The organism is Dyella koreensis (assembly GCF_044904565.1).
Lineage (GTDB): Bacteria > Pseudomonadota > Gammaproteobacteria > Xanthomonadales > Rhodanobacteraceae > Dyella_D > Dyella_D koreensis.
In genome coordinates this window covers 530821-557565 of sequence record NZ_JADIKD010000012.1, presented here as the reverse complement: position 1 = coordinate 557565, position 26745 = coordinate 530821, and the positions used below count along the sequence as shown (strand labels likewise).

The window sequence follows — 26745 nt, the reverse complement described above, 5'->3', positions numbered from 1 at the left end:
AGCTACATCGAAGCACACGGCACCGGCACCAGTCTCGGCGATCCGATCGAAATCGCGGGGCTCGCCAAGGCATTCCGCCATTGGACGCGGGACACGAGCTACTGCGCGATCGGTTCGGCGAAGTCGAACATCGGCCATTGCGAAAGCGCAGCGGGTATTGCCGGCGTGACCAAGGTGCTGCTGCAGCTCAAGCACCGGCAACTGGCACCCAGTCTGCATTCGGCGGTGCTGAATCCGAACATCGATTTCGGCACCACGCCCTTCGTGGTGCAACAGGAGCTCGCTGCGTGGCCGCGGACGGTGATCGACGGTCGCGAACGGCCGCGTATCGCGGGCATCTCCTCGTTCGGCGCGGGTGGCGCGAACGCTCACGTGGTAATTGAGGAATACACAGCGCCCGTTCTTGCAAAGACGACGGGACCGGCCCTCGTCGTGCTTTCGGCTCGCCATGAGGATCGCCTGCGCGAGCAGGTCGGGCGCCTGCTCGCCGCCATCGAGTCGAATCCGGCGCTTGCACTGCACGACCTCGCCTACACATTGCAGGTCGGCCGTGAGGCGATGGACGAACGCCTCGCGTTGCTCGTGCAATCGCTGGACGAACTGCGCGCAAAGCTGACCGCCTATGCCGCCGGGGAAACGGCGATCGAAGGGCTCTACCGAGGACAGGTGCGCCGCCACAAAGACACCTTGTCGGCCTTCACCGGCGACGATGACGTGGATGCCATCGTCGATGCGTGGATTGCGCGGGGCAAGTTCGGCAAGTTGCTGGACCTGTGGGTGAAAGGCCTCGCGATCGACTGGCGGCGCCTCCGTGGCGACACGCCGCTGCAACGCGTCAGCCTGCCCAGTTATCCGTTCGCCCGCGAGCGCTACTGGATCCAGGCCGGCGATGCGCGACCGGTTATTGCCGCTGGCGCGAACGTGCATCCGCTGTTGCACCGGAACACGTCGGACCTCGAGGGGCCGCGCTTCAGCTCGCGCTTCAGCGGCCACGAATTCTTTTTCGCCGACCATGTGGTGCGCGGTACGCGCATGCTGCCAGGTGTCGCCCAACTGGAGATGGCGCGGTGTGCGGTCGTCGAGGTCGCGGAGGAAGGTTTTGCGCCGCGCCTGAAGCACGTGTCGTGGCTACGGCCCATCGTCGCCGGTGCCGGGGGCATCGCGCTGCATCTCTCGTTGTATCCGGAGGTGGAAGGCGCCGTCGGCTTCGAGATCCACGGCGACGAAGGCCTCGTCTACGCGCAGGGCACGGCCGTCGATGGACGCGACGCGGAGGTAGTGGTCGGTCATGATCTCGCGGCCCTGCGGCAATCGTGCACGTCGACCCATGCGGCGGCGGAATGCTATGCGGCGTTCGCGCGCATGGGCCTGCATTACGGGCCGGCGTTCCAGGGCGTGCAGGAACTCCACGTTGGCGCGGGGCGGGTGCTTGCGCGCATCGCCGTGCCCGCGGCGGCGCCTGCCGACGGTTACGAATTACATCCCAGCCTGCTCGACGCGGCGTTCCAGGCCACACTGGGCCTGCAATTTCCCGTGCCCGCGACAGCGGTGCCCTTGGTGCCTTTCGCGCTCGGCGGCTTGCGCGCGCTGCGTTCATGCGCGGACGTCGTGTGGGCTGTCGTCCACTACAGCGATGGCAGCGGCGCGGACCAGGCTGTGCCTAGGCTCGACATCGACTTGTGTGACGAGCACGGCGCCGTCTGCATCCGCCTCACCGAGGTGGGGTTGCGCGCAATGGCAGCCGCGACCGGTGAGATCGTCACGGCCAGCACCATGCTGCTGGAGCCGGCATGGACTGCGAAGGCAGCGGAGGCTGTCATTGGCGAACCGTTCGCAAGCCACGTCGTGATGACCTGCGGCGTCGACGTGGGCGACGCCATGCATGCGCTCCCCGGTGTGACGCTCGTCGCTCCTCCCGTCGATGGCGGCCTGGCCGAGCGTTATGAAGCGGCAGCAACCATGTTGCTCGAACGCCTGCAGTCGCTGGCCGCGCAGGGCGGCGCGCACCGCATCCAGGTGGTCGTGCCGTCGCGCGGAGACGACCGTCCGCTGGCCGGCCTGCTCGGCATGCTGCGCACGGCCCGGTTGGAAAACCCGCGCCTTTTCGGCCAACTGATCGCGGTGGAATCCGGGCAGGACATGGCCGCGGCACTGCTGGAAAATCGCGACGACGACGCGCGCCATGTGCGCTATGTCGATGGCGAACGCCAGGTCGCAAGCTGGACGGAATGTCAGCCTGTCGCGGCCGCGTCGCCGTGGAAGGACCATGGTGTCTATCTCGTCACCGGCGGCGCCGGCGGTCTCGGCTCGATCTTCGCCGAGGCGATCGCCCGCGAGGTGCGCAACCCGGTGCTGGTGTTGACCGGCCGTTCGGCGCCCGACGAACGTATCCTGGCGACGGTCCGCCGCCTGGAGGCCCTCGGCGCGGTGGTGCGCTATCACGTTGTCGACGTCGCCGATGTCGATGCGCTGGCCGCGATGGTGCACGGCATTCCGGAGGAATTCGAAAGCCTCGACGGCGTCGTCCACGCCGCGGGCGTGCTGCGCGACGGCTACCTCGCGGGCAAGACCCGGCAACACCTGCGTGACGTGTTCGCCGCCAAGGTGGCGGGCACCTTGAACCTCGACGACGCTACCCGCGACATCCCCCTCGACTGTTTCGTCTGCTTCTCGTCGATCGCCGGTGCGGCCGGCAACGTGGGGCAGGCGGATTACGCCGCGGCCAACGCTTTCATGGATGCATTTGCGCACGAACGCGCCGACCGCGTGGCGCGCGGCGTGCGCCACGGCCGCACGCTGTCGGTGAACTGGCCGCTGTGGGCGGAGGGCGGCATGCGCGCCGACGAGGCGACCCGCGCCATGCTGGCGCGGCAGTGGGGCATGCAGGCGATGGGCACCGCCAACGGTGTGGAAGCCCTGCACCGGGCGCTGGCCACGGGCCTGAGCCAGGTGCTGGTGATCGAGGGCGAGCCCGTGCGTATCCGCGAGGTGTTCCTTGGCGTGCCGCGTGTCGCGGCGATGCCGGACACACGCGTCGCCGCGGCATCGCCCGAGCGGGCCGCGCCTTCCGCGCAGCCCTCTGCCGATGGCTTGCGCGATGCGCTCAAGCGCGCGCTGATGGCGATGGTCTCGTCGCTCATCAAAGTGAAGCCGGAAGACCTCGACGGCGATACCTCGCTCAGCGAATACGGTTTCGATTCGATCTCGCTGACCGGTTTCGCCAATGCGCTGAATCGGCAGTACGGCCTCGAGCTGATGCCGACGATCTTCTTCGAGTACCCCACGCTGGATGGCCTGGCCGGACATTTGGAGCGCGAGCATCGCGAGGCGCTCGCGCCGCGCTTCGCGGCGCCTTCTGCGATGGCGCCGGTAGCGACCGCGGTGGCGGAATCATTCATTGGCGAACCCGTCCGCGAACGCGCGCGGCGCGGTTTCGTCACCGCGGTCGCGGTACCGCCGTCTTCGGTGAAGGAGCCGGTGGCGATCATCGGCATGAGTGGCCGCTTTCCGCAGGCCGGGGACATCGAGGCGTTCTGGCGCAATCTGGCGGAAGGCCGGGATTGCATCGGCGAGATGCCCGCGTCGCGGGCGGACTGGCTGGCATGGCATGGCGAACGCGCGCCGGAAGGCAGCGCCGGTCGCGCCGTGCGCGGCGGCTTCATCGACGGCGTGGATGAGTTCGATCCGGCGTTCTTCGGCATCTCGCCGAAGGAGGCCGAACTGATGGATCCGCAGCAGCGGTTGATGATGATCCATGTGTGGAAAGCGCTGGAGGACGCGGGTTACGCGGCGTCCGCGCTGGCGGGCGGCGACCTGGGCCTCTACGTGGGCACCATGCCCAGCGGATACGCCACGCTGGCCAGTCGTGCCGGCGCGGCGATCGAAGGATATTCGTCGACTGGCGCGGTAGCCTCGGTCGGTCCTAACCGGATGAGCTACTTCCTCGGCGTGCACGGGCCGAGCGAGCCGGTGGAGACCGCGTGTTCCAGTTCGCTGGTCGCGCTGCGCCGCGCGGTGCTCGCGCTGGAGCGCGGCGATTGCGCGATGGCCATCGCCGGCGGCGTGAACACCATCGTCAATCCCGAACTGCACATCAGCTTCGAACGGGCCGGCATGCTCAGCGCGGATGCCCGCTGCAAGACCTTCTCGGCCGATGCCAACGGTTATGTGCGCGGCGAAGGTGTGGCGATGCTGGTGCTCAAGAAGCTCGCCGATGCCGAGCGTGACGGCGACCACATCTACGGTCTGGTGCGCGGCACCGCGGAGAATCACGGCGGCCGCGCCAACTCCCTCACGGCACCGAACCCCGCGGCGCAGGCGGCGGTGATCCGCCGCGCGCACGAGACGGCCGGCATCGATCCGCGCACGGTGACCTACATCGAGGCGCACGGCACCGGCACGCCGCTGGGCGATCCGGTGGAAGTGAACGGGTTGAAGGCTGCCTTCCGCGAACGCTATGCGGCGACCGGAAGCGGTGACGTTGCTGCCGCGCACTGCGCGCTGGGTTCGGTGAAGAGCAACATCGGTCATCTGGAACTGGCGGCGGGCGTCGCCAGCGTGGTGAAGGTGCTGTTGCAGATGAAGCACCGGACCCTGGTGAAGAGCCTGCATGCCGAAGTCCTCAATCCCTACATCGACCTCGCGAGCAGCCCGTTCCACGTGCTGACCGAGGCGCGCGAGTGGACCGCGTTGCACGATGCGCAGGGGCGTCCGGTACCTCGGCGCGCGGGCGTGAGCTCATTCGGCTTCGGTGGCGTCAATGCGCACGTCGTGCTGGAAGAGTACGTCGCGTCGGCGGCCGGCATGGCGACGGCGGAGGGTCCGGTGGCGGTGGTGTTGTCCGCCCGCGATGGCGAGCGGTTGCACGAACAGGTAAGGCAGCTCGCCGCTTTTGTCGGTTTGCCGGAGACGCGTGCCAGCGTTGCCCTGGCAGACCTCGGCTACACCTTGCAGGTGGGGCGCGAGTCGATGGAAGAGCGCCTCGGCTTTGTCGCCAGCTCGCTGGCCGATTTGCATGGCAAGTTGATGCACTTCCTGGATGGCACCGGCGCGGCGCATCGCGGTCGGGCCGGTACGGTGCGGGAAGACATGGATGGCACGATTCAAGCGTGGATCGCGCAAGGTCGGATGGACTCGCTGGTAGCGCTGTGGGTGCAGGGCCACGCGATCGACTGGCGCCGCTTGCATACGGGTCGCACGCCGCGCCGCGTCAGCCTGCCGACCTATCCGTTCGCGACGGAGCGATATTGGATCCCGGCAGGAACCGCGCCGCGCGCAGGCATGGTCGCGCTGCATCCGCTCGTGCAACGCAATACCTCGACGCTGGCCGGGCCGCGCTTCAGTAGCCGCTTCGGCGGGAACGAAGTCGTCTTCGCCGATCATCGCGTCGGCGGCCGCGCCGTATTGCCGGGTGTCGCCCAACTGGAAATGGCCCGCTTCGCGGTGGGCATGGCGATGGAATCCGGCGCTGTGCTGCATCTGAAGAACGTCGCATGGACGCGACCGGTGATCGCCGGCGATGGCGGCGTGACACTGCATCTGTCGCTCTATCCACAAGACGATGGTGACGTCGCCTATGAACTCCACGCGGACGGCGAGAGTGGCCTGATCCATGGTCGCGGCACGGCCACCGCGATGGCCAGCAGTCCGGCGCCGGCGCCGCACGACATTGCCGCCTTGCGCGAGCGCTGCGCGTCCCGGCATCTCGACGCCGCGGCGTGTTATGCCGTGTTCGACGCGATGGGGCTCGGCTATGGCGAAGGCTTTCGTGGCCTGGTCGAACTGTTCGCCGGCGACGGCGTGGTACTCGCCCGGGTCGCCTTGCCGGCACCCTGGCGCGCCGAAGGGAACGCCTGTGCGTTGCCGCCAGGCCTGCTCGATGCGGCCCTGCAGGCGACTATCGGCTTGTACGCCGACGCGGGCGGCGCCACGCCGACGCTCATGTTGCCAGTAACGCTGGAGGCGCTCGATGTGCTGGGTTCGTGCGCGGATGCGAGGTGGGCGGTGGTACGCCAGGGCGATGCCCCGGGTGTGGTGGACATCGATCTGTGCGGTGACGACGGCGTGCCGTGCCTGCGCTTCCGCAAGCTGGCCTTCCACGTCGCCGAGCCGGCGCCGACGGGCCGCGTTGCCGTTCCTGTGCTGTCGGCGATCGACTCGATGAAAGAGCCGCCTGCAAGCGACATCCTTCCCGAGCCGGAATCTGTCGTCGCGGTGGCGAGCGTCACCGAAGACGAGGACGACGACAGTTTCCAGGAACGCGCCACGCGCCATTTCGAGCGATTCCTGTCGACGGCGCTGAAGCTTCCCTTGCACCGGATCGACCGTCGGGCGCGCATGGAGACCTACGGCATCGACTCGCTGATGGTGCTCGACCTGACACGCTCGCTGGAGCAAACCTTCGGCCAGCTGCCGAAGACGTTGTTCTTCGAATACCAGACCCTGGCGGCCCTGGCTGGATATTTCACAAGGCAGCATCGCGAGGCGCTGACCGCCTTGCTCGGCGAGCGGCGGAGTGTGGCCGCCGCGGTGTCGCCGCCGGTCGCCACGAAGATAGAGAAGGCGATCGCCTTGCCCCCGGCCGTTCGGACGCGTTACGACATGCGCAGCCGCGCCGATAGGGCAGGTGGTGACGGTGCTGGTGTCATTGCCATCGTCGGTGTCGCCGGGCGCTATCCGCAGGCTGCCGATATCGAGGCCTTCTGGGCGAACCTGAGCCAGGGCATCGACAGCATCACCGAGATACCCGCCGACCGCTGGGATCACGCGCTTTACTTCGACGAGGATCGCAATGCGCCGGGCAAGACCTACGGCAAGTGGGGCGGTTTCATCGACGGCGTGGATCGCTTCGATCCGTTGTTCTTCAACATCTCGCCGCGCGAAGCGGAGCTGATGGATCCGCAGGAGCGTCTGTTCCTCGAATGCGTGCACGCCACGCTGGAAGACGCGGGCTACACGCGCGAGAACGTCGCCGAGGACGGCAATGTCGGCGTCTTCGCTGGCGTGATGTATGAGGAGTACCAGCTCTACGGCGCGCAGGAGCAGGTGCGCGGCAAGCCTCTCGCTGTGGCAGGCCATCCCGCATCCATCGCCAATCGCGTCTCCTATTTCTGCAACTTCAACGGTCCGAGCCTGGCGCTGGACACGATGTGTTCGTCGTCGCTGACGGCGATCCATCTGGCTTGTCAGGCGATCCAGCGCGGCGACTGCGCCGTGGCCGTGGCCGGTGGCGTGAATGTGTCGATCCACCCGAACAAGTACCTCACGCTGGCCCAGGGGCGTTTCATCTCGGGCAAGGGGCGCTGCGAGAGCTTTGGCGAAGGCGGCGAAGGCTATGTGCCAGGCGAGGGCGTGGGTGCGGTGCTGTTGAAGCCACTGGCGCAGGCGCAGGCTGACGGCGACCACATTTACGGCGTGATCCGCGCTACCGCGGTCAATCATGGCGGCAAGACCAACGGCTACACGGTGCCGAATCCGAACGCGCAAGCGAAGGTGATCGAGCAGGCGCTACGCAAGGGCGGCGTGGATGCACGCCACATCAGCTACATCGAAGCGCATGGCACCGGCACCAGCCTCGGCGATCCCATCGAGATCGCCGGCCTGTCGAAAGCCTTCGGGCACTGGACGACCGACACGGGCTACTGCGCGATCGGTTCGGCGAAGTCGAACATCGGCCATTGCGAAAGCGCGGCGGGTATTGCCGGCGTGACCAAGGTGCTGCTGCAGCTCAAGCATCGGCAGTTGGTGCCCAGCCTGCACTCGGGCGTGCTGAATCCGAACATCGACTTCGGCACCACGCCCTTCGTGGTGCAACAGGAACTCGCCGCGTGGCCGCGACCGGTGATCGACGGTCGCGAGCGGCTGCGTATCGCGGGCATCTCTTCGTTCGGCGCGGGCGGCGCGAACGCTCACGTGGTGATCGAGGAATACGTTGGCGCTGCATTGACTGATGCGCGCGATAGCGGTCCCGCGATGGTGACGCTGTCTGCGCGCGACGAGGAGCGGCTGCGCGAACAGGCGGAGCGATTGCTCGCGGCCATCGACGCGGACCCCGCGCTTGCGCTGCACGACCTCGCCTACACATTGCAGGTCGGCCGTGAGGCGATGGACGAACGCCTCGCGCTGCTCGTGCATTCGCTGGACGAACTGCGCGACAAGCTGGCCGCCTGGCTCGCCGGTGAGAACGCCATCGACGAGCTCTACCACGGCCAGGCCAGGCGCAACCGCGACGCCCTGGCCGAGTTGACCGACGATGACGACATGGACGGCACGGTGCGGGCCTGGCTCGCCAAGGGCAAGCACGGCAAGTTGCTCGCGCTGTGGACGAAGGGCCTGGCGTTCGACTGGCGCAGCCTTCATGTCGATCGCCATCCACGCCGCGTAAGCCTGCCGACCTATCCGTTCGCCCGCGAGCGCTACTGGCTGGCGGTGGACACGGCATCGTCGACTGCGGCTCCGTTGCCCGCCGCCGCGCTGCATCCGCTGCTGCACCGGAATACCTCGACGTTCGCCTTGCAGCGTTTCAGTTCCCGCTTTACGGGACGCGAGTCTTTTCTCGCCGATCACGTGGTGCGTGGCAGCCGCGTGCTGCCCGGCGTCGCGCAACTGGAGATGGTCCATCGGGCCGTCCGCGAGGCGCTGGATGGCGATGAGCGGTTGCGGCTGAAGGACGTGGCGTGGCGCCGGCCGGTGGTGGTCGCGGCGGATGGACTGGAGGTGCACGTCGGCCTGCTGCCGAAGGACGATGGCGAGATCCGCTTCGAGATCTTCCATGGCGATGGCGAGGCATGGGTTTGCGCCGAAGGTGTGGTCGCACTCGTCGCAGAAGGCGACGCGCCCGCCGCCTGCGACATCGATACGCTGCGCAAGGAGTGCGTCGCATCGCGATGGGACGCTGCGCAGTGCCGCGCGGCATTCGAACGCATGGGGCTGGCTTACGGTCCTTCGCTGCAGGGATTGGCGGAGATCTTCGTGGGGGCAGGGCAGGCCCTGGCGCGCATCGCGTTGCCGGCCGGTATGCGCCTGGAAGAATTCGCCTTGCATCCGAGCCTGCTGGACGCGGCGCTGCAGGCCACCGTCGGACTGGCCTCGCCCAGCGGCGATACGCTCTGGTTGCCCGCGGCGCTCGCCTCGCTGGATAGGTATGCCGCGTGCGCGGAGCGCATGTGGGCCGTGGTGACGCAGCGCGAGACGGACGACGCGGCACGGCGGAGTTTCGACATCGACCTGTGCGACGAAGCGGGCAGGATCTGCGTTCGCTTCGGCGGACTGGTCCTGCGGCAGGCGGCACCCGTCATGCACGAGGCTTCGTCGGTTCTGCTGGCGACGCCCGCATGGCAGGCGCGGCGGGTGGCTTCCGACGATGTGGCAGGTGTTGCCGCGAAACATGCCGTGCTGCTCTGCGGCTTCGCAGCGTCGGAGCTCGAACGCGTGCGCACGACGTTCCCCGACGCGATGGGCATCGAGCTCGGTGACGATCCCGCGCAAGCCTACGAAGCGGCGGCCGCCACGCTGCTCGAAACGCTGCGCACGTGGGCCACCGAGCCCGGCCCCTGCCTGGCGCAAGTGGCCGTACCGGCGCGGGGCGCAGGCCAGCTCATGGCGGGACTGGAAGGCATGCTGCGCACGGCGCGGCTGGAGAACCCGGGCATCCGCGGCCAGGTGATCCGCGTCGAGGCGGGACAGGACGTGGCGCGAACGCTGGTGGAGAACGGCGGCGACGCCGCCGTGTCGATCCGCTACGTGGATGGCGCGCGCCAGATCGCCACGTGGGTGGAAGCGGCGGGCGTGGAAACGGTATCCGCAGCGGATGTCGTGCCACCGTGGAAGGCGGGTGGCACGTATCTCATCACCGGCGGCGCGGGTGGCCTCGGACGGGTCTTCGCACGCGACATCGCGCGGCAGGCACCGGGCGCCATCCTGGTGTTGACCGGCCGCTCGCCCTCGAGCGGCATGACGCAGGCCGTACTCGACGAACTCGCCGCACTGGGCGTGCAGGCGCGTTATCGCCAACTCGACGTGGGCGATCGCGTGGCCGTGCTGGCCTGTGTGCGCGAGATCGCGGGTGAGGATGGACTGGACGGCATTGTGCACAGCGCGGGCGTCCTGCGTGATGGCTTCATCCTGCGCAAGACGCGCGACGACCTGCGCGACGTGCTGCGCGCGAAGGTCGCCGGCACGCTGTACCTCGACGAGGCGAGCCGTGAGCTGGCCCTCGACGCCTTCATCGTGTTCTCGTCCCTGGCCGGCGCCATCGGCAACGTGGGCCAAGCCGACTATGCGGCGGCGAACGCGTTCATGGACGCGTTCGCGCACCATCGCGACATGCTGGTCGCGCAGGGTCGGCGCCAGGGCCGGACGCTTGCGGTGAACTGGCCGCTGTGGGAGCAAGGCGGCATGCGGGTCGACGCGGCTACGCGGCGTCACCTGGCGCAGGAAAAAGGCATGACGCCGTTGGCGACGGCCGATGGTTGCGATGCATTGGCGCGCGCGTGGTCGCTGGGCGCGCCACAGGTTCTGGTTGTGGCTGGCGATGCGCAGCGGCTGCGGGCAAGCGTCCTGGGCGACGCGCCGGCGGCCGTCGCGGAAGCGCCGGATCGCATGGCGTACGTCGAGCCGCTTTCGCACGAAATACGCGCGGAGCATCTCGGCTCCGCGGACGATTTGCGCGAACGCGCCGTGCGCTATCTGGTGCGCATGCTGTCGGCCACGCTGAAGCTGCCGCCGCAGCGGATCGACGCCGAGGCCCGCCTGGAGGTCTATGGCATCGATTCGGTGATGACGCTGGACCTCACCGCGCGGCTCGAGCAGGCCTTCGGGCCGCTGCCGAAGACGCTGTTCTTCGAATACCAGACGATTGCCGCGCTGGCGGACTATTTCCTGCAACACCGGCGTGCAGCGCTCGCCGGCCTGCTGGGTGAAACGGCCGCCGTCGCCGCGCCCGTGTCCACCGGCCAGGTGTCTGCGCCGGTTCCGCCGGCAGTGGCGACGAGCCGTTTGCGAGCGCGCTTCCCCGCACGGGGCGGGACGCCCGAGGACGGCATCGCCATCATCGGCGTCGCCGGGCGCTATCCGCAGGCGCGCAACCTCGAGGAGTTCTGGGTCAACCTCAGCCAGGGTCGCGACAGCATCACCGAGATCCCGGCCGACCGTTGGGATCACACGCTTTATTTCGACGAGGATCGCAACGCGACGGGCAAGACCTACGGCAAATGGGGCGGTTTCATCGACGGCGTGGACCGCTTCGACGCACGCTTCTTCAACATCTCGCCGCGCGAGGCGGCACTGATGGACCCGCAGGAGCGCCTGTTTCTCGAATGCGTGCACGCCACGCTGGAAGACGCGGGCTACACGCGCGAGAACGTCGCCGAGGATGGCGACGTGGGTGTCTTCGCTGGCGTGATGTACGAGGAGTACCAGCTCTACGGCGCGCAGGAACAGGCGCACGGCCGTTTCGTCGCCGCGCCGGGCAGTCCGGCATCGATTGCCAATCGGATCTCGTATTTCTGTGACTTCCATGGTCCCAGCCTGGCGCTGGACACGATGTGCTCGTCGTCGTTGACGGCGATCCATCTGGCTTGCGAAAGCCTGGCGCGCGGCGGTTGCGCCGTGGCCATCGCCGGCGGCGTGAACGTCTCGATCCACCCGAACAAGTACCTCGTGCTCGCCCAGGGCAAGTTCATTTCCGCCAAGGGCCGCTGCGAGAGTTTCGGCGAAGGTGGCGAAGGCTACGTGCCGGGCGAAGGCGTGGGTGCGGTGCTGTTGAAGCCACTGGCGCAGGCGCAGGCTGACGGCGACCACATTTACGGCGTGATCCGCGCTACCGCGGTCAATCACGGCGGCAAGACCAATGGCTACACGGTGCCGAATCCGAACGCGCAGGCGAAGGTGATCGAGCGCGCATTGCGCGCTGGCGGCGTGGATGCGCGCCACATCAGCTACATCGAAGCGCATGGCACCGGGACCAGCCTCGGCGATCCCATCGAGATCGCTGGCCTGTCGAAAGCCTTCGGGCACTGGACGACCGACACGGGCTACTGCGCGATCGGTTCGGCTAAGTCGAACATCGGCCATTGCGAAAGTGCGGCGGGTATCGCGGGGCTGACCAAGGTGCTGTTGCAGCTCAAGCACCGGCAGTTGGCGCCCAGCCTGCATGCGGCGGTACTGAATCCGAACATCGATTTCGGCACCACGCCCTTCGTGGTGCAACAGGAACTCGCCGCATGGCCGCGACCAGTGATCGACGGTCGCGAGCGGCTGCGTATCGCGGGCATCTCCTCGTTCGGCGCGGGTGGGGCGAACGCTCACGTCGTGGTCGAGGAGTACGCGTCGTCCGCCGTAGCGCCGGCGTTGGCCGGCCCGGTGATGGTGCCGCTCTCCGCCCGCGACGAGGAACGCCTGCGCGAACGGGCGCGCGAACTGCTCGCCTGCCTGGCGACGCCGGACATCGCATTGGCGAACCTCGCGTATACCTTGCAGGTCGGACGCGAAGCGATGGACGAACGGCTCGCGCTGCTCGTGCACTCGCTGGACGAACTGCGCGACAAGCTGGCGGCCTGGCTCGCCAGCGAGACCGCCATCGAAGGCCTCTATCTCGGGCAGGCGCGGCGCAGCGCCGGTGCGCTCGCCGCGCTGGCGGGTGATGACGATATGGCGGGCACGGTGGCGACCTGGTTCGCGCGGGGCAAATACGACCGCCTGCTCGACCTGTGGACGAAGGGGCTTCATCTCGACTGGCGACGCCTCTATGGCGACAACGCACGCCTGCGGCGCATCAGCCTGCCGACTTATCCTTTCGCGGGCGAGCGCCACTGGCTCTCTGCGGGCGCGGCACCGTTTCCATCGCGCGTCGAACCCGCGCGTTTGCCGGCGACATCCATCGGCCCGATCGAGACATTGATGTTCCAGCCGGTGTGGACGGCCCGTCCGAGCGCCGTCAGCGACGGTGACAGCTTCGCCTCCCGTCTCGTGCTGTTGTGCGGCCTGGAAGACGGGCAGGCGGCGCGCATCCAGGAGCGGTTCCCGGAGGCGACATGCCTTGTCGCGCCTACCGCAGCGGATCATGCCGCGTCTTTCGAAGCGGCGGCGGCGATGTTGTTGGAGGCGCTGCAGGGTTTGATCGCCCAGCCGGGCCGTCACCTGATCCAGGTCGTCGTGCCGCGTGAAGGCGAGCGGCAGACGCTGGCGGGACTGGGCGGCATGCTGCGCACCGCGCGGCTGGAGAGTCCGCGCCTGATCGGCCAGCTGATCGCCGTCGATGCCGGACAGGATGTGATCCGCGCGCTGCAGGGCGATGGCGACGCGCAGCGCGTGCGCCACGTGCGCGGCGAGCGGCAGGTTGTCCATTGGGTGGAAGCGCGGACCGCGACGCATCCCGCCTCGCCATGGAAGGACCGTGGCGTCTACCTGATTACCGGCGGTGCCGGTGGGCTGGGCCTGATCTTCGCTCGCGCGATCGCCAGCGAAGTGCGCAACCCGGTGCTGGTGTTGACCGGCCGTTCGGCGCCGGACGATACCCTCCGGGAGCAGCTGCGCCAGCTCGAGGCGCTGGGCGCCATCGTGCGTTATCACGCGATGGATGTTGCCGATGCCGAGTCCGTCGCCGCGCTGGTGCGCGGCATTCCGGAGGAGTTCGAAAGCCTCGACGGCATCGTGCACAGCGCCGGCGTGGTGCGCGACAGCTTCCTCGTCGCCAAGACGCGCGAGGAACTGTGCGAGGTGCTGCGCGCCAAGGTGGCGGGTACGTTGAACCTCGACCGGGCCAGTCACGACATGGCGCTGGATGCCTTCATCTGCTTCTCGTCCATCGCCGGTGCGATAGGCAGCGTGGGGCAGGCCGACTACGCGGCGGCGAACGCATTCGTGGATGCCTTCGTGCATGAGCGCGCGGAGCGGGTGGCTCGCGGCGAATGTCGTGGGCGCACGCTGTCGATCAATTGGCCGCTATGGGCCGAAGGAGGCATGCGGGTAGATGCCGCCACGCAGACGATGATGCGCCAGCAGCTGGGCATGCATCCGCTGTCCTCCGAAGCGGGCGTGCGGATCTTGCGCGATGCGTGGGCGAGCGACGCCAATCAGCTGCTGATCGTGGCCGGCGAGCCGGAGCGTATCCGCGAGGCTGTGCTGGGCCCGGTATCGCCGGTGGCAGTCGAGCGGCCCGTCGCCGTGGCGGAGAATGAAGCCATCGCGGTGACGGCAGCATCGTCGCGCGAGGCGGTGTGGCAGTCATTGGCGAGCCTCGTGTCGTCGCTGATCAAGGTGAAGCCCGAGGACCTCGACGGCGAGACGACCTTCAGCGAATACGGCTTCGATTCCGTATCGCTGACCGAATTCGGCAACGTCCTGAATCAGCATTACCAGCTCAGGCTGACGCCGACGGTTTTCTTCGAACATCCCACGCTGGACGGTCTGGCCGATCACCTCATGCGCGACCATGGTGTTGCGGTCGCACCATCGCCGGTGCGCAGCGGCGCCGTGGCGAACGGCTCCGCCGCATCGGTGAGCGCGCCGTCGCCGGAAGTAACACAGGGGGCTGCGCCCGCGCCGGTGATCGACGAACCCGCGGCGGGCGAACCCATCGCGATCGTCGGCATGAGCGGCCGCTTCCCGCATGCGGCGGATATCGATGCGTTCTGGCAGAACCTGCGCGATGGTCGCGATTGCATCGACGAGATCCCGCCTGGACGCTGGGACTGGCGCAGTCTCCATGGCGACCCGGGCCGCGAAGCGCACCGCACCAACATCATCTGGGGCGGCTTCATCGATGGCGTCGACGAGTTCGATCCCATGTTCTTCGGCATCTCGCCGAAGGAGGCCGAGCTGATGGATCCGCAACAGCGGCTGGCGATGATCCATGTGTGGAAGGCGTTGGAAGACGCCGGCTACGCAGGCGTCGCGCTGGCGGGCAGCGATACGGCGATCTACGTCGGCACAGGCGCCACCGGCTACGGCAGGCTGATCGATCGCGCGGGACTGGGTGGTGAGGCCTATGCCTCGACCGGCGGCGTGCCCTCGGTCGGACCCAACCGGATCAGCTTTCTATTCGACTGGCATGGCCCGAGCGAGCCGGTGGAAACGGCTTGTTCCAGTTCGCTGATCGCGCTGGCGCGCGGTGTCGCCGCCCTTCGCCGGGGAGATGCGTCCGTCTCGGTAGTCGGTGGCGTAAACACCATCGTGACGCCGGAAGCGCACATCAGTTTCAGCAAGGCAGGCATGCTGAGCGCGGATGGCCGCTGCAAGACCTTCGCCGCCGAGGCCGATGGCTACGTGCGCGGCGAAGGCGTGGCGATGCTGGTGTTGAAGAAGCTAGCCGATGCCGAGCGCGACGGCGACCATGTCTACGGTCTCGTGCGCGGCGTCGCGGAAAACCACGGCGGCCACGCCAATTCGCTGACAGCGCCGAATCCCACCGCGCAGGCCGAGGTGATCCGCAAGGCGCAGCGGCAGGCCGGCGTCGATCCGCGCACGGTGACCTACATCGAGGCGCATGGCACCGGTACGCGACTGGGCGATCCGGTCGAGGTGCAAGGGCTGAAGGCGGCGTTTGGCGATGCGGCGGTCGCCGCGCCGTATTGCGGGCTGGGTTCGGTGAAAACCAACATCGGTCACCTCGAACTGGCCGCTGGTGTCGCCGGCGTGGTCAAGGTGCTGCTGCAGATGAAGCACCGCACCCTGGTCAAGAGCCTGCACAGCGACCGGCTTAATCCGTATCTCGAACTGGATGGCAGCCCTTTCTACGTGGTGCGCGAGGCGCGAGCGTGGGCGCCGCTGCGCAATGCGCAGGGGCGGGTGCTGCCGCGTCGCGCGGGCGTGAGTTCGTTCGGTTTCGGCGGCGTGAATGCGCATGTCGTGCTGGAGGAGTACCTCGCGCCAACGGCGGCGAAGTCTTCTGTTGGCGGACCGGTGCCGGTGCTCCTCTCAGCTCGCGACGAGGAGCGGCTGCGCGAACAAATTCGCCTGCTGCTGGATTTCGTCGCGGACACCGACGCCGGCCTGGCCGATCTCGCGTACACGCTGCAGGTGGGGCGCGAGGCGATGGAGGTGCGGCTCGCGCTGGTGGTGTCGTCGATGGACGAGCTTCGCGACCGGTTGCGCGCGATCATCTCCGGTGAGGGGGAGGCGGGGCGCGTCCATCGCGGCACGGCATCGCGCGGACGGCAGGATGCCAGGCACGATGCGCGCGCGGTCGCCGCATGGATCGAGGCTCGCGATTTCGATCGGCTTCTCGACGCATGGGTAACCGGCTTGGCGGTCGACTGGCGCTCGCTGCACGGGACGCGTACGCCGCGCCGCATCAGCCTGCCTACCTATCCGTTCGCGCGTGGTCGCTACTGGGTGCCGGACGCGACGGCGACGAGTCGCACGGAGCCGGCGGCACCCTCCGCTGGCGGCCACGAATGGCTGCTGATGCCGAGCTGGGAAGTGATCGAGCCGAAGCTCGCGCCGCCTGTTCTGGGTGGGCGCAGCTTGATCGTCGGCGGCTCGCCGATGCGGCGGGCCGCCATGCTCGCCGCGCTGCCGGATGCGGTGGCTGTCGAATGGCCCGCGGTGTTCGACATCGCGTCGATCGAGGAACGCTTGCGTGCGTCCGGTTCCTTCGACCGGCTGATCTGGCTCGTGGATCTCGACGAGGCTGACGCGACCGATGCCGACGAAACGCTGATCGCTGCGCAGGAGCACGGCGTCATCGCCGGCTTCCGCCTCGTCAAGGCACTGCTCGCGCTTGGCTACGACAAGCGCGCGATCGATTTCATCGTCGTGACGATCCAGTCGCAGGCTGCGCACGGATCCGATGCCGTCGTGCCGCGGCATGCCGCCGTCCACGGTTTTGCGGGAGCGGTGGCAAAGGAGTTCGTCCATTGGCGCTTGCGTCTGCTCGACATGGCGCGCGAGGGCGCGTGGCCTGTCGACACGATGTGCCGATTGGCCGATGAGCGCCGTGGCGACACGCTGGCGTGGCGTGGCGGCCAGTGGTTCAGGCAGGTGCTGTCGCCGATGGATGCGGCTCCCGTTGAGGGCGCGTCGCCGTATCGCGAGGGCGGCGTCTACATCGTCGTCGGCGGCGCGGGTGGGATCGGCCAGGCCTGGAGCGAACACCTGATCCGCATGTGCCGCGCGCGGATCGTCTGGATCGGGCGTCGGCCCGAGGACGACGCCATCGCGCAGGCACGCGCCCGATTGGGCGCGTTCGGTCCGGCGCCGCTCTACATTGCGGCGGACGCTTCCGATCGCGCGGCGCTGGAGCGCGTCCGCAAGGAGGTGTTTGCGCGCCATGGAGCGATCCATGGCGTCGTACACGCGGCGATCGACTTGCTCGACAAGAGCGTGGCCCAGATGGACGAGGAGCGTCTGCGCGCGGGACTGTCGGCGAAGGTCGGCGCGAGCGTGCGGATCGGCCAGGTATTCGGCGCCTTGCCACTGGATTTCATGCTGTTTTTCTCGTCGCTGGCCGGCTTCGTGCGCGCAGCGGGGCAGGGCGGCTACGCGGCGGGCTGCACGTTCAAGGACGCCTACGCCCTGCATCTCGCAGCACGCCTGCCGTATCCGGTGAAGGTGATGAACTGGGGTTATTGGGGCAGCGTCGGCGTGGTCGCTTCCGGCGACTACCGCGAGCGCATGGCGCGGCAGGGCATCGGTTCGATCGAGCCGGCCGAAGGCATGCGGGCGCTCGACCGGCTATGGCGTTCGCCCATGCCCCAGCTCGGTTTTATGAAGGCGACACGGGACGAAGTTCGCGGCGGCGTGTTCGATCTGGTCGGCGATGCGCGGGCGCGACTGCATGCGGCCCGTTTCGATTCGCTGGCGCGGACGCTGGCCCAGGGTGTCGCACCAGCCTTCCCGGGCGATGCTGCGCAGCTTGCAGCGGAGGGCAGGGAAATCGACCGTCTTGCACTGGCGATCCTGCGCGGTGAATTGCAGGCGCTCGGCCTGACGGATCCGGCACTCGTCGCATCGCGGCATGCGCGCTGGTTGCGCCACAGCCTGCGCTGGATCGCGGAGACCGAGCCCGCCATCGCACCGTCGCTCGAGCGCGCATGGGCCGCATGGAGCGAGCGCAAGGCGGCCTGGCTGGGCGCGGGCAACGTACGCCAGGCCCAAGTGACGCTGGTGGACACGATGCTGCGTGCGCTGCCTTCGATCCTGCAGGGCCGTGTCGAGGCCACGGCAGTGATGTTCCCGGACTCATCCATGCGGCTGGTCGAAGGTGTGTACCAGGGCAATGCCGTGGCCGATCACTTCAACGACGTGCTGTGCGATGCCGTGCTCGCCTTCGTGGCGGCACGCGTCGCGCGCGATCCGGCGGCACGGATCCGCATCGTCGAGATCGGCGCCGGCACCGGCGGCACCAGCGCGCGGGTGATGGCGCGACTGGCGCCTTATGCGGAGCACATCGGGGAGTACTGCTACACCGACCTGTCGCGCGCGTTTCTGCTGCACGCCGAAGGCAAATATGGCCCGCATTATCCGTACCTCACGTACCGGCTGCTCGACATCGGCAATCCGCTGGAAGGGCAGGACGTCGAGGCCGGGGCTTACGACCTCGCCATCGCCACCAACGTACTGCACGCCACCCGGGACATCCGCGAGAGCCTGCGCAACGCCAAGGCCCTGCTCGGCGCGAATGGCCTGCTCGTGCTCAACGAACTGGCCAGCTGCGAGCTGTGGTCGCACCTGACGTTCGGCCTGCTCGACGGCTGGTGGCTGTACGAGGACGAGGCGCTGCGCATACCGGGTTGCCCAAGCCTGTCGCCGTCGCGCTGGAATGCGGTACTGCGCGAGGAAGGCTATCGCCACGTGCATTTCCCCGCCGAGCCGGCACATGGCCTGGGGCAGCAGGTCATCGTGGCCGAGAGCGATGGCGTGAGCTTGCAGAGGCGGCGTGTGAAGGCGAGTACGCCTGCGCGCGCGGATATCGCCACTGTCTCGCGTCCTGTCGACGCGGCGCCGGTACGTTCCAACGTCGATGCCGCCTCGCTGCGCGAGCGCTGCCGTGGGCGGTTCGCGAAACTGGTCGGCAAGGCGTTGAAGATCCCAGCCGGCGAGATCGACACTGCGACAGGACTGGACCGTTACGGCATGGATTCGATTCTCGTGCTGGAACTGACAAATGCTCTGCGCGCGGCGTTCGAAGACGTCGGCATCGAGGACCGGGTCACTTCGACGCTGTTTTTCGAACACCCGACGATCGACGCGCTGGCCGATCACTTCGTCGCGACCGAACCGGAGGCGATGGCGCGCTGGACGGGAACAGAGGCGCGCGTCACGCCGCCAGTCCGTCGGCACCCGATGCTCCATCGCGACACCTCCGACGCATCGGTGCGGCGCTACGCCAGTCATTTCGACGGCGCGGAGTTCTTCCTCGCCGACCATCGCGTACAGGGACGCCGCGTGCTGCCCGGCGTGGCGCAGTTGGAGATGGCGCGTGCGGCAGCCCAGGAGGCGATGTCCGGTCCGGCGCGCGTTCGTCTCGAAAAGGTCGCGTGGGTGCGGCCGGCGGTTGCGCATGGGGCAGGACTGGCGCTCAACCTTGCGCTGACGCCGGAGCAGGATGGCGCATTCCGCTTCGCCTTCCACGGCGACGACGGGACCGTCTACAGCCAAGGCATCGCGTCGTCGGACGCTGTTGCGACTCGACCGGTGGGCCGTCACGATCTCGCTTCGCTGCGCGCCCGCTGCACGGTGGCCCACGTCGACCATGAGCGCTGCTATGCGGTCTTCGAACGCAAGGGTTTGCAGTACGGGGCAGCCTTCCGCGGCGTGGATGAACTGTTCGTCGGCAAGGGCGAGGTGTTGGCGAGGATTTCGCTGCCGTCCTCGGTCGCCTTTTCGCTACACGACTACGTACTGCATCCCAGCCTGCTGGACGCTGCCTTGCAGTCTTCGCTGGGCCTGCATCTGGCGGCGCATGGCGAGGATGGCCTCGCGTTGGCCCTGCCGTTCGCGGTCGACGCCGTGCAGGTGTTCGCACCGTGCGTGGCCCAGATGTGGGCCTGCGTGCGCCATGCCGAAGGTACGGCGGCCGGCAGCGACATCAGCCAACTCGACATCGACCTCTGCGATGCGAACGGCGAGGTCCATGTCCGCCTTGAAAAGCTCAGCCTGCGCACCGTCCATCCCAGGCCGTCACGTGAAACGAACAACGAACGGAACTCACCCGACATGAATGATTCCATGGGCATCACCTCACACCCAAGCCATGCCGACACGCTGCCTTCCGCCGCGGTCCTGCATGAGAAGGGCGTCCTGCAATTCCGCAAACTGATCAGTCGGCGCCTGTCATTGCCACTGGAGGCGATCGAGGCGGGCGTCGGCTTCGATGAATACGGTCTCGATTCGATCGTGGTCATGGAATTGACCGAGGCCTTGCGTGAGGTGTTCGGCGCACAGAGCATCGGCGCGACACTGTTCTTCGAGCACCGCGACATCGAAGGCCTGGTCGAGTATTTCATGCAGGCCGATCCCACGGCGCTGGCTCGCTGGGCGGGTCTCGATACCGCGGCTCCCGCGGCACCGCTTGAGACGGCGGTTCACGCAAGCGGTGCACAGGCGAGGGACGTGCTGCCGGTGGAAGCCACCATCCCCAGCGTTCCTGCCGCGGCGGCGCCGTTCGACGTGGCGATCGTCGGCATGTCGGGCCGCTATCCCGGTGCGAACGATGTCCACCAATTCTGGGAGAACCTCGCCGCCGGTCGCCACAGCGTGACCGAGGTGCCGCCGCAGCGCTGGGAGCACGGCCGTTTCTTCGATGAGCGCAAGGGCCAGCCTGGCAAGACCTACACGCGCTGGGCCGGACTGCTCGATGACGTGCAGGGTTTCGACCGCCTGTTCTTCAACATCGCACCGGGCGAGGCGCGCCTGATGAGCCCGCAGGAGCGGTTGTTCATGCAGGAGGTGCACGCGAGCATCGAGGACGCGGGCTATACGGCCGCCAACCTCAGCGTGGGCCGCAAGGTGGGCATCTTCGTCGGTGTCAGCAACGAGCATTACGCCACCGGCGCGCGCTTCTGGTCCATCGCCAACCGTGTCTCGCACCTGTGCAATTTCCAGGGGCCGAGCCTGGCGATCGATACCGCCTGCTCGTCGTCGCTCACCGCCATCCACCTCGCGCTAGAGAGCCTGCGCAGCGGCGACAGCGAGGTCGCGATCGCCGGTGGCGTGAACCTGATCGTTGCACCCACGCAGCTGATCGACCTGGCCTCGATGACCATGCTGTCCGCCGACGACAAGTGCAAATCGTTCGCCGCCGGCGCCGACGGTTTCGTCGATGCCGAGGCGGTGGGCGCCTTCGTGCTCAAGCCGCTGCATCGCGCAGTGGCCGATGGTGACCACATCTACGGTGTGATCAAGGGCAGTGCGATCAATGCCGGCGGCAAGACCAATGCCTATCTGGTGCCGAACCCGAACATGCAGGCGCAGCTGGTGGCCGACGCGCTGCGCCGCGCCGGCGTCGACGCGCGCACCGTGAGCTATGTGGAAGCGCAGGGCACCGGCAGCCACCTTGGCGATCCCATCGAGGTGGCCGGCCTGGCGAAAGCGTTTCGCCAGTGGACGCAAGACCGGCAGTTCTGCGCGCTCGGTTCGGCCAAGTCGAACGTGGGTCATAGCGAAAGCGCGAGCGGTTTCGTTGCGGTGAGCAAGGTGCTGATGCAGATGAAGCACGCGATGTTGGCGCCGAGCCTGCATGCCGCCACGCCCAATCCGGAAATTCGTTTTGCCGACACGCCGTTCTTCGTGCAGCAGGCGCTGGCGCCGTGGCCGCGTCCGCAGCTCGACGTCGACGGCCGCCGCCGCGAGTTCCCGCGGCGCGCGGGCGTCTCCTCGTTCGGCGCCGGCGGGGCGAATGCCCATCTGGTGATCGAGGAGTACATCGAGCCGGCAGTGCCGGGGCGTGCAGGCCAGTCGCAGGGTCCGGCCATGATCGTGCTCTCGGCACGCGATGCCGAGCGCCTCAAGGCCAGGGCCGAACAGTTGCTGGCGGCGCTCGCCCCCGAGCGCCACGCCGTGGAGCTCACGCTGATGGACGTCGCGTACACCTTGCAGGTGGGCCGCGAGGCGATGGAGGAACGGCTCGCCATACTGGCGCCATCGCTCGACGATCTGCGCGTGAAGCTGGCAGCGTTCGTGGCGGGCAGCAGGGAAGTCGACGACCTCTACATGGGGCAGGCGAAACGCGGTGCCTTCTCGGTGCTCGCCGACGACGAGGATATGCAAGCCGCCGTGCAGGCCTGGGTGGTCAAGGGCAAGTACGGCAAGTTGCTGGACCTGTGGGTGAAGGGTTTCGCGTTCGACTGGAGCGGGCTCTACGCGGGCGGGGTGCGTCCGCGCCGCGTCAGCCTGCCGGCCTATCCGTTTGCGCGCGAGCGTTGCTGGACGGACGTGCGCTATCCCGATGCCGCCGAAGCGCTGCCCGCCATGGGTGCTGTGCGAACGGATGGCGCGATGGTCGCCATCGCGGTACCCGCGGCCCGGACAACCGATCCTGCGCATACGATGATGCGCATCTGGTGCGAGCTGCTTGGTCGTCCGTCGGTCGCCCTCGATGACGACTTCTTCGAACTCGGCGGCCATTCCTTGCTGGCGACGCAGCTGGCCGTGCGAATCCGCGACGAGTTCGGCGTGGATGTGCCGGTGGGCACGATCCTGGAAGCACCCACGGTAGCCGCGCTTGTCCAGCGCCTGCCCATGTCCGCACCGACGCCGGATGAGATGGAGATTCCGCCGCCGATACCGGTCGCGGCGCAGGACGCGGCGTTCCCGCTGTCGTTCGCGCAACAGCGGCTGTGGTTCCTCGACCAGCTTGAAGGGCACAGTCCCACCTACAACATCCCCGCCGCGGTCCGCCTGAAAGGCCGGCTGGACGCCAGCGCGCTGGAGGGTGCCCTCAACGACGTGGTCGCCCGCCACGACGCCTTGCGCGCCCGCTTCGGCAGCGCCGACGGCATGCCGGTGCAGTACATCGCTGCGCATCTGGACTTGCCATTGGTGCTGCACGACCTGCGTGGCATGGCGCCGAAGGAACGCGACGCGAAGACGCGCTGGTTGATGCTCGACGAAGCGCGCACGCCGTTCGACCTGCAGGGCGGCCCACTCGTGCGCGCCAGCCTGCTGCGGCTGGCCGACGAAGAGCATCTGTTGTTGTTGACCATGCACCATATCGTCTCCGACGGCTGGTCCATGGGTATCCTCGTGCGCGAACTCGGCACGCTGTACGCCAACCGCAGTTTCGCGACGGACGCGAGCTTGCCTGAGCTGCCGATGCGCTACGTCGACTTCGCCCGCTGGCAACGCGAATGGCTGAGCGGCGAGGTGCTGGAGCGGCAACTGGCGTATTGGAAAAAGCAGCTTGCCGGCAACCCGACGCTGCTGACCCTGCCGACCGATCGCCCGCGTCCGCCTATGCAGGGGCAGGATGGCGCCGCGCTGGCTTATGCCCTCCCGGCGGAGCTCGGTACGAAGCTGCATGTGCTGAGCCGGAAGTCGCAGGGCACCTTGTTCATGACGCTCTGCGCCGCCTTCAACGTGCTGCTGGCCCGTTATTCCGGCCAGACCGACATCTGCATCGGCACGCCGATCGCCAACCGCAATCGCAGCGAGATCGAAGACCTGATCGGCTTCTTCGTCAATACGCTGGTGTTGCGCACCCAGGTGGATCTGCGCGCCGGGTTCACCGATCTGCTCAGGCAGGTACGCACCACGACGCTCGATGCCTACGCGCACCAGGACGTGCAGTTCGAACAGCTGGTGGGCGCAGTGCAACCCGAGCGCCATACCAGCTATTCGCCGCTGTTCCAGGTGATGCTCGTGTTGCAGAACGCGCCGCTCAACCTGGCGTTGCCGGGACTGGAGCTGGAGCTGGTGGCGCACGAGACGGTGACTGCCAAGTTCGACATCACGCTGACGCTGAGCGAAGGCCCGCAAGGACTGTACGGCAGCTTCGAGTACAACACGGACCTGTTCGACCACGCCACGATCGAACGGATGGCTGGTCATTTCACGCATTTGCTGCAGGCGATCGTGGCTGAGCCGGAACGGCCTGTGGGCGAGCTGAGCATGATGGGCGAGGCCGAGCGCCGGCATCTTGTCTACGGCTTCAACGACACCGCGAAGGTCTATCCGCGGGTGGGACCGGGCACGCACACGCTGCACCAGTTGTTCGAGGCGCAGGTCGCGCGCAGCCCCGCCCATGCGGCGGTGGTGTATGAAGGCGCGTCGCTGAGCTATGCCGAACTCAATGCGCGAGCCAATCGCCTGGCGCGTCACTTGCGCCGTCTCGGCGTGGGGCCTGATGTGCTGGTCGGCCTGTGCACCGAGCGCTCCATCGACATGATCGTGGGCCTGTACGCGATCGTGAAGGCTGGCGGCGCCTACGTGCCGCTGGACCCGACTTATCCGGCCGACCGCCTGGCGACCATCGTGGAGGACGCGGCTCCCGCCGCGATCCTCACGCAGCAACACCTGCGCCACGCCGCGCCGTCGGTGCCTGGTGTACCGGTGCTCTGTCTCGACGGCGATGCCGCGGTGTGGGCCGGCGAAGACGCGGGCAATCCCGCCAACGCCACGCAGCCGGGTCACCTGGCTTACGTGATCTACACCTCCGGCTCCACCGGTAAGCCCAAGGGCGTCGGCATCGATCACCGCGGCATCGTCAATCGCCTGCAATGGATGCAGGAGGCCTATCCGCTGACCGGTGCCGACCGCGTGCTGCAGAAGACGCCCTTCAGCTTCGACGTCTCGGTGTGGGAGTTCTTCTGGCCGCTGCTGGAAGGCGCCACGCTGGTCGTCGCGAGGCCGGGCGGCCATCAGGACGTGGCCTACCTGGCCGGCCTGATCGACGCCGAAGGCATCACCACCACGCACTTCGTGCCACCGATGCTGGAGGTCTTCCTCAACGAGGTGGAGCCCGGTAGCGGGCGATCGCTGCGCCAGGTGATGTGTAGTGGACAAGCGCTGCCGATGGATCTGCAGCAGCGCTTCTTTGCCACCTGGGACCACGTGGAGCTGCACAACCTGTACGGTCCGACGGAAGCCTCGGTCGACGTCACCTATTGGCAGTGCCGCAAGGACAGTGCGCTGAACTGCGTGCCGATCGGCACGCCGATCGCCAACATTCAGATCCACATCCTCGACGACTTCCTCAACCCGGTGCCGGTGGGTGTGGTGGGGCACCTGTTCATCGCGGGCGTCGGCCTGGCGCGCGGCTACGTCAACCGCCCGGACCTGACCGCGCAGACCTTCATCCCCAATCCGTTCAGTACGACGCCCGGCGCGCGCATGTATCTGTCCGGCGACCTCGCGCGCTACCTGCCGGACGGCACCATCGAGTATCTCGGCCGCAGCGATCACCAGGTGAAGATCCGTGGCCTGCGCATCGAGCTCGGTGAGATCGAGTCGACGCTGGCGGCGCTGGACGCTGTGCGCGACGTGGTGGTGCTGGCACGGCCGGACGAGCGCGGCATCCCGCGCCTGGTGGCCTACCTGGTGGCCCACGACGGCCAGGCATTGCCGGATCCGGCCGCGCTGCGCCGGACTCTGGCGCAGACGCTGCCCGACTATATGGTGCCGGAGTACTTCGTGCCGCTCCCGGTGATGCCGCTCACCTCCAACGGTAAGGTCGACCGCAAGGCGCTGCCCGCGCCGGAGATGGCGCACGACGAAGCCGAGCACATCGTGCCGCGTACTGCCATGGAGAAGGCCATCGCGGCGGTGTGGTCGGAGCTGCTGAAAGTAGAGAAGGTCGGGCTCACCGATGATTTCTTCGAATTGGGCGGCCATTCGCTGCTGGCGACACAGTTGGTCTCGCAGTTGCGCAAGCGCCACGTCGCCGAGATCGAGCTGCGTGACCTGTTCTCGCATGCCACGCTGGGCGCGCTGGCGGCATTCGTCGATGCGCGCAAGCAGGGTGGCCTGCATCCGAACTTGGTGCCGATCCGCGCGAAGGGTTCGGCCGCGCCGCTATTCCTGATCCACCCCATCGGCGGCGGCGTGCAGTACGCCTTCGACTTGTCGCAGCACCTGGATGCCGACCAGCCCGTGTATGGCCTTGCGGTAGGCGAAACGCTGCACGCAAGCATCGACGGCATGGCGTCGGCCTATCTGGATGCCATCCGCGAAGTGCGGCCGTCCGGTCCGTACCTGCTGGCCGGCTGGTCGCTGGGTGGCATGGTCGCCTACGAGATTGCCCACCGACTGCTGGCGGCGGGCGAGGATGTGCAATTCGTGGGCATGATCGACACCAGTGGCCCGTCGGTGCGCGCAAAGCAGCGCAACGAGCATCCGGTGAAACACGATAGCTGCCGGGCGCTGCTGAACTGGCTGCTCGACCTGAACCTGGCCGGTGATTGGCGCCGCCATCCCGCGTTTCCCGAACTGATGGCGCGGGCACAGCGCGGCGACCTCGACGGCATGATCGCGCTATGCCTCGATGCGGCCCTGGTGCCGCCTGGACTGGACACGGAGGAAGTGCGGCGCACCGTAGCGCTGTACGAAGCGTGCGGCCGCGCGGCCGACGACTATCGGCCGCCCGCGGCGCAGTTGCCGGTGACGTACTTCGCGGCCGACCGCCACGAAGGCGAGGACGTCGCGCTGGGTTGGCGCGAGTTGCTGGGCCGGCATCTGGAGGTGTCGAAGATCGGCGGTTCGCATCTGTCGATCGTCAAGCCGCCGCTGGTCGAAAAGCTCGCGCGCGACATCTCGGAGCGGATAGGGCGCTACGCGCCGAATCTCTCCTTCACCGCCACTAACCCCTGA

General features: G+C 67.8%; 1 protein-coding gene (only partly in view). It reads left to right on the top strand.

The window, feature by feature from the left end:
* Positions 1-26745, top strand: partial view of an amino acid adenylation domain-containing protein gene (locus ISS97_RS17460; protein ID WP_379983321.1) — the 3' portion only. The gene continues 5328 nt to the left of window position 1, outside the view; 26745 of the gene's 32073 nt are visible here — the last part of the coding sequence; its start codon lies beyond the left edge, outside the window; its stop codon occupies positions 26743-26745.